This window comes from Slackia sp., assembly GCF_977041755.1.
Genome location: NZ_CDRRGL010000122.1, coordinates 1 through 5,225 on the forward strand (window position 1 = coordinate 1; position 5,225 = coordinate 5,225).

Annotated in this window: 6 protein-coding genes; 1 reads left to right on the forward strand and 5 read right to left on the reverse strand. The window is 57.9% G+C overall.

Annotated elements, in window-relative coordinates:
• Positions 1 to 207 precede the first annotated feature (207 nt).
• On the forward strand, positions 208 to 825 hold the full coding sequence (locus tag ACWI8T_RS07965; protein ID WP_449138557.1) for a LytR C-terminal domain-containing protein: 618 nt from the start codon (positions 208 to 210) through the stop codon (positions 823 to 825).
• Positions 826 to 960: 135 nt separating this feature from the next.
• Here ACWI8T_RS07965 and ACWI8T_RS07970 read toward each other — a convergent pair whose 3' ends face one another.
• The 5 genes from ACWI8T_RS07970 to ACWI8T_RS07990 all read right to left on the reverse strand — a co-directional run.
• Positions 961 to 1,593 (reverse strand): xanthine phosphoribosyltransferase, encoded by a 633-nt coding sequence (locus ACWI8T_RS07970; RefSeq protein WP_303050781.1) that lies wholly within the window; start codon positions 1,591 to 1,593, stop codon positions 961 to 963.
• Positions 1,594 to 1,750: 157 nt separating this feature from the next.
• Positions 1,751 to 2,743 carry a phosphate ABC transporter permease PstA gene (gene pstA / locus ACWI8T_RS07975; protein WP_288168779.1) on the reverse strand — a complete coding sequence of 331 codons (993 nt, stop codon included), beginning with the start codon at positions 2,741 to 2,743 and terminating at the stop codon, positions 1,751 to 1,753.
• Positions 2,733 to 3,641 carry a phosphate ABC transporter permease subunit PstC gene (gene pstC, locus ACWI8T_RS07980; RefSeq protein ID WP_449138558.1) on the reverse strand — a complete coding sequence of 303 codons (909 nt, stop codon included), beginning with the start codon at positions 3,639 to 3,641 and terminating at the stop codon, positions 2,733 to 2,735. Before pstC ends, pstA begins: the two co-directional genes overlap by 11 nt.
• A gap of 140 nt (positions 3,642 to 3,781) precedes the next feature.
• Positions 3,782 to 4,729, reverse strand: a complete 948-nt coding sequence (locus ACWI8T_RS07985; RefSeq protein WP_449138559.1) for a phosphate ABC transporter substrate-binding protein PstS family protein — start codon at positions 4,727 to 4,729, stop codon at positions 3,782 to 3,784.
• Positions 4,730 to 5,017: 288 nt separating this feature from the next.
• Positions 5,018 to 5,225, reverse strand: a 208-nt coding sequence (locus tag ACWI8T_RS07990; protein WP_449138560.1) for an ATP-binding protein, incomplete at its 5' end; no start/stop codon positions are given.

Below are 5,225 nucleotides of genomic sequence, written 5' to 3' on the forward strand. Positions count from 1 at the left end.
TGGCCAAATAAAGCTCGTGTACGGCACGGAGCTTCATCAAGAGCGCCCTTGCCACGCATGATCCCGCCCCGACGTCTTCCGCTGACGCTGGGGCGGTTTTTTGTCGCGGATTTCACGCCGCCCCTCGCCCACCAAGGCCTGCACACGTCGCTCGACTGCGCTACAATAGATGCACTTTGTACCCCCTCTTGCATTTTAGGAGGCTCCGTGAACAACGGATTCACCCATAACCAAGCACGCATCCCCGCCGCACGCACAACGGGTTTCGCCCTTGCGACTCTTCTTCTCGTCTGCGGCGCTTTCCTTTTGACCTCGTGCGGTCATGAGCCCGAGAAGGCCACGCCGCCCGCCCAAACCGAAACGCAAAACACCAACGCAGCCTCAACCGGCGCGAACGAAAAAGCCGCTTCGACAGAAGAGGGCAACGCCGATAAAGCCGCCGACGAGAAAGCCAACCAGGACGATTCCGCGAAAGCCGCTAAGCATCAAGGCGCGTACGCCATCGCCATTCGCAACGGAGGCGGCGCGGACGGACTGGCAGGCGCCGCTCAGGCAAAACTCGTTGCAGCAGGCCTCACCGAAGACAATCACACCTACGCACTTGATTCGTATGCGATTGCAGGAGGCCTCGCCCCCACGACCGTCGTATACGTAAAGGGCACGGGCGACGATGCCGCCGACGTCAAAGAGGAAGCGGAAAAGGTCGTTTCCGCACTGGGACTTGGCAGCGTGCAAACTTTCGACGAAGCCACCGCGGGCGAATCGATGGACAGCTTCGATATTTTCGTCATCGTCGGCAAAGATGCACTGGGCACGTTGCAATAAAAGCATTCGCCCGAAGAACAAGCACCCGGCAATACCAAAAGAGGGAGACGCTGCACAAGCACGCCTCCCATTTCTTGGACACGAGAAAAGGGAGGCAGCTCGCATGCGGCAGCGAGCCCCTCTCTTCAAAATAATTTATGCTTCGCAGGTTTCCACAGTCAGCTCGTGGCTCGGCGCAGGCTCGCCGGCCTGGCGGAACGTAATCTGGCCCGTGGTGGGATCCATTGCGTCGACAATAGCGAGCGACTCCAAGTGGTAGCCGCGTTCGCGCAGGCTCGCACCGCCGGGCTGGAAGCCCTTCTCAACCGCAATGCCAATACCCTCAACCGTAGCGCCAGCCGCTTCGACAATCTCGAGCAGGCCATTGAGCGCGCAGCCATTCGCCAAAAAATCATCGATGATAAGCACATGGTCTTCGGGGCCAATGAATTTCTTGGACACGATAACGTCGAACACTTTGCCATGCGTAAAGCTCTGAATGCGCGTGCGATACATTTCGCCATCAAGGTTAATAGACTGGGCCTTTTTCGCAAATACCACAGGGGCATTATTGAAATGGCGGGCAGCCATGCAGGCAATTCCGATACCAGAAGCCTCGATGGTAAGAATTTTATTGATGGGGGCATCAGCGAACAGGCGCTTGAATTCCGCGCCCATCGCATCAAGCAGCTCGATATCGATGCGATGGTTCAAAAAACCGTCAACCTTCAAAACGCCCTCGGCCTTCACCACGCCGTCACGTTGAATGCGATCTTCGAGAAGCTTCACGCCCTACCCTTTCTCTTGCGGCAGCCAGCACGCTACCAGCTCATGCAGTTATAAGTAGATAGTTTAGCAGCTAACCGAGAAAGGGGTAGAAGTGAATCGCGGAAGCCAAAAAACAGCGCAACACCCAAAAGGCGCACTTCGCGCCATTTTTTGCAACTTAGCGTGTATTCTTGCTCGCCAGGCGACCAACGAATCGAGCAAGCAGGTTGAATGCCAGAATGCATACCATAAGGACCGCAGCCGCGCCGCTCGAAACCGCGTCCAAGTCGGGCACCACACCTTCGCTGTTGATCTTCCAGATGTGCACCGCAAGCGTCTCGGCTGGGCGGAACACATTCCACGGGCACGAAGCGCTCGAAAAGTCGAAACTCGTGAAATCGAGCATGGGCGCCGACTGCCCCGCCGTATAAATAAGCGCCGCAGCCTCGCCAAACACACGTCCCGCCGACAAAATGATGCCCGTGATAATAGCGGGCAACGCCGCGGGGAGCAGCACGTGAATGGTCGTCTCCCAACGGCTCGCTCCGAGCGCTAAACCGCCTTCGCGCTGGTCGTTGGGGATAGCCTCGAGCGCCTGCTGAATAACGCGCACCAAAATGGGCAGATTGAACATCGTGAGCGCCAAAGCACCCGATAAAATGCTGAAGCCCCAGCCCATTTGCAACACGAAGAACAGGAATCCGAACAGGCCAACCACAATGGAGGGCAACGACGAAAGCGCCTCAATGGCCGTTTTCACGAAATGCGTCAAGCGGTTCTTCGGAGCGTACTCAGTAAGGTAGATCGCGCCGCCAAGCGCGATAGGCACCGAAATAAGCAAAGTGAGCACCAGCAAATAGAACGAGTTGAACAGCTCGGGGCCAATGCCGCCGCCTTCCTTGAATTGCTCGGGCTTGCCTGTGAGGAAGCTCACGTCAAGCAGCTTGCCCGCACCGCTCGCCACAATGTACGCGATAAGCGAGAACAGCAACACGCAAATCGCAGCCACGATGGCGAACAGCACGCCCGTGGCGAATTTATCCTGCAAGGCAATGCGGCGAGCAAGAGCGTTTTCCGCCTTCTCGCTTTGCGCTCGATTCGGCGCCCCCTGCGGCAGGCGAGCTCCGACGGTACCCTGATCGGCGACCATTTTGTCAACACTAGCGGCCATTGACGTTCAGGCCTCCCTTGCGTTCGATGAAATGAATAACGGAGATGAACACAAACGACATCGCCAAAAGCAGCAAAGCAAGCGACCACAGAACATCGGAATACACCGTGCCCATCATCTCGTTGCCGATGCCCATGGTCAGCACGCTCGTAAGGGTGGACGCGGGAGTGAACAGGCCGTCGGGCACCTGCGCCGCGTTGCCGATAACCATTTGAACGGCAAGCGCCTCGCCGAACGCGCGAGTCATACCCAGCACGACTGCGGTGCACAACGAGGGCATGGCCGCACGCAGCACCACATGCCAAATGGTTTGCCATCGACTCGCGCCTACGCCATAGGCGCCTTCACGGTAGGCCTTCGGCACAGCCGTGAGCGCGTCGATGGAAAGCGACGTAATCGTGGGAAGAATCATCACAGCGAGCACAATTGATCCCGAGAAAATGCCGAAACCCGTGGTATTCGACCAGCCGCGGCACCATGCGACGACAATCGTGAGGCCAATAAGGCCATATACGACCGACGGAATGCCTACGAGCAACTCGACGACCGGCTGGAACACCGTTCGGCCGAACTTCGGCGAAATCTCAACCACGAAAATGGCCGACCCCAGAGCGAACGGCAAGGCAAGCAGCGTGGAAAGCAGCGTAACCGAGAACGATCCGACGATCATGGGCAGTGCGCCCACTGTAGGTGCACCCGACGCATCAGCCTGATGCGGGTTCCACGTGGTTCCCGTGAAAAACGCCGCCGGAGAAATGCCATCGACGAAAAATGTGGCCAAACCATGCTGGGCAACCATAAACACGAGCGTTGCCACAAGCAGCACGATGAGCGTCACGCATGCGCCCGAAAGCGCGCGGCCCACATTGTCGAGTCTCTTTTTCGACAGAGATGCCACTGCTTTAAACCTGCCTTTCAAACATACGCGGGCCCGAGCCGAAGCGAGGAGCCGTCGCTTCGGCATCGCGCCCATCAAGCTTGCGCCGAACGCGCAAAAACCCGACCGCGCCACGTGCGGCCGGGCTGAATTTTCGCGAATTAGAGCTTGGTCACATTGCCGTCGGCATCGCGGGAAACTTTCATGCCGGAAACCGAGATGTAGCCGTTCTCGGAAACCAGGCTGCCCTGGACCTCGTCGCTCATCATGAAGTCGATGAACGCCTGGGTGGCCTCGTCGGCATCCTTAGCGGTGTACATGTGCTCGTAAGCCCAAATCTTCCAGTCGTTGGCCTCGACCGTAGAGGTTTCGGGCTTCACGCCGTCAACGGAAAGCGCCTTGATGCTGCTGTCGTAGTAAGAGAACGCCAGGTAGGAAATCGCGCCCGGGGTGTCTTTGACCATCTTGGCCACCGTGCCCGAGGAATCCTGCTCCTGAGGCTTGAAGCTGTCAGGCACCTTGGTGCCGTTGAGCACGGCCTTCTCGAACACCGCGCGCGTGCCGGAACCAGATGCGCGATTGATAACCGTGATCTCGAGGTCCTGACCGCCAACCTCTTTCCAGTTGGTGATTTCGCCCGTGAAAATTCTCTTCAGGTCGTCCATCTTGATATCGTCGATGGAGACTTCGCTGTTCACCACAGGGCCCATGCCCACAACGCACACCTTGTTGTCGGTGAGCTTTTCGGCATCGGACTTGTTGTCGAGCTTCTCTTCGGCGAACACGTCGGAATTGCCGATTTGCACCGCGCCCTGCACGATTTGCGTAATGCCTTGGCCAGAGCCGCCGCCTTGCACGGTGATGGTGACGCCAGGGTTTTCGGCCTGGAACTTTTCGGCCGCAGCCTCAACGAGCGGCTGAAGCGCGGTGGACCCGACCGCGGTAATGGAGCCCGCGAGTGCCTTGGTCTCGGTCGTTGCAGCGGCGTTATCGCCCGAGCCGGAATTGGAATTGCTCGAGCATCCAACCAAGCCGCCCAGACCGGCAAGAATAACGGTGCTGCCCGCGACGGTGAGGAAGCGGCGGCGGCTCATGGAGTAGTTTTGCATGATGTGCGTTCCTTTCGGATGATGGTTCCCTTCCATGGGTTCACATCTTGAAGACCGAGCGTCATGCGCACGTCAGGGCAACGTCAAAGGCGGGTAAAGCGTCCTTCGAGCTTGTCAATAACTTGCCAAATGCCCGCAGCCTTCGCGCGCGCAACTGTGCATCGAGCATCTATTTGCACCAGGGAAAACGCAGCAGGCGAAGTGAACCTTAGCCGACCAATCGCCCCGCCAAATAGCAAAAACCTGTTAAACGCTGCGAGCATTTAACAGGTTTTGAAAAGTCGCGAGCTATTTCGCGGGAAAATGCACTTCGATTATCGTGCCTTGGGGCTCGTTGCCCATCACGGAAATCTTCGCTCCGTGCACTTGCGCGGCATGCTTGACAATGGCAAGTCCCAATCCGCTGCCGCCTGTTTCCTTCGAGCGACTTTCGTCGACGCGGAAGAAGCGCTCGAATACGCGCTCGCGCAGCTCGGGCGGAATGCCAATACCGGTA